The 1,644-nt window shown below is 50.7% G+C and carries 2 protein-coding genes; both read left to right on the plus strand.

What is annotated here, in order from left to right:
- Nucleotides 1–1,038, plus strand: a 1,038-nt coding sequence (gene rfbB, locus GWO68_RS17650; protein WP_202923809.1) for a dTDP-glucose 4,6-dehydratase, incomplete at its 5' end; no start/stop codon positions are given.
- Nucleotide 1,039: 1 nt separating this feature from the next.
- Nucleotides 1,040–1,644: sugar nucleotidyltransferase (locus tag GWO68_RS17655; RefSeq protein WP_162347800.1), on the plus strand; the 605-nt coding region annotated here is incomplete at its 3' end.

Genomic DNA, 1,644 nt, shown 5'->3' on the forward strand with positions numbered 1-1,644 from the left:
ATAACAGGCGGAGCAGGCTTTATCGGCTCGCATGTGGTGCAGTTATTTGTGAACAAATACCCGGGCTACCAGATCTATAACCTGGACAAACTGACTTATGCCGGCAACCTGGAGAACCTCTCGGATATTGAGCACAAAGAGAACTATAGTTTCCTGAAAGGCGACATTACCGATGCTGCTTACCTGGACGAGATCTTCGCCAACTATAAGTTTGATGCCGTTATCCACCTGGCTGCTGAGTCGCACGTGGACCGTTCTATTACTGACCCGCTGGCCTTTGTGCAGACCAACGTGATCGGTACGGTAAACCTGCTGCATGCGGCTAAGAAGCATTGGGCAGACGATCTTAGCAAGCATTTGTTCTACCACATCTCTACCGACGAAGTATATGGCTCGTTGGGCGAAGATGGCTTGTTTACCGAAGAAACACCTTACGATCCACGCTCACCTTACTCGGCATCTAAAGCCAGTTCTGATCATTTCGTTAGGGCATGGTACCATACCTATGGTTTGCCTGTTAAAATATCCAACTGCTCCAACAACTATGGCCCGAACCATTTCCCCGAAAAGCTAATCCCGCTGGCCATCAACAATATTAAAAACGAGCGCCCGGTGCCGGTGTATGGCAAAGGCGAGAACGTGCGCGACTGGCTTTATGTGCTGGACCACGCCCGTGCTATTGACGTGATCTTCCATGAAGGCAAAGTAGGGGATACCTACAACATTGGCGGCATAAACGAGTGGAAGAACCTGGATCTGATTGAGTTGCTGTGTGATGTGATGGATGAGAAGCTTGGCAGACCAAAAGGACACTCACGCAAGCTGATCACTTTTGTAAAAGATCGCGCCGGCCACGACCTGCGTTACGCAATCGACTCCAGCAAACTGGTAAACGAGCTGGGCTGGAAACCCTCGGTTACCTTTGAAGAAGGCCTGAGCAAAACCGTAGACTGGTACTTGCAAAACACCGAATGGCTGGAGCATGTAACCAGCGGCAACTATACGCATTATTACCAAGAACAGTACGAGCGTCGCTAACATGAAAGGAATTATACTTGCCGGGGGCTCCGGAACCAGACTTCACCCGCTTACTTTGGCTGTGAGCAAGCAGCTGATGCCGGTGTACGATAAGCCGATGATCTATTACCCGCTCTCGACGCTGATGCTGGCGGGCATCCGCGAGATCCTGATCATCTCCACACCGCACGATCTGCCGATGTTTGAGCGCCTCTTGGGCGATGGCTCGCAGATCGGGTGCAAGTTTAGCTACAAAGTACAGGAAGTACCCAACGGACTGGCGCAAGCTTTTGTGATTGGCGAAGAATTTATTGGTAACGACAAGGTAGCGCTTGTACTAGGCGATAACATTTTCTATGGCTCGGGCATGAGCAAGCTGCTGCAGGCCAACAACAACCCCGATGGCGGGGTGGTGTACGCTTACCATGTGCATGACCCGGAACGTTATGGGGTAGTGGAGTTTGATGCCGAGAAAAAGGCTGTTTCTATTGAAGAAAAACCAGCACAACCAAAGAGCAGTTATGCTGTGCCGGGGCTGTACTTCTATGACAACGAGGTAGTAGAGATTGCCAAAAACCTGGAGCCAAGCCCGCGTGGCGAATACGAGATAACCGACGTGAACAAAGA

Origin of the sequence: Pontibacter fetidus (assembly GCF_010119545.1) — a bacterium.
Taxonomy (GTDB): Bacteria; Bacteroidota; Bacteroidia; order Cytophagales; family Hymenobacteraceae; genus Pontibacter; species Pontibacter fetidus.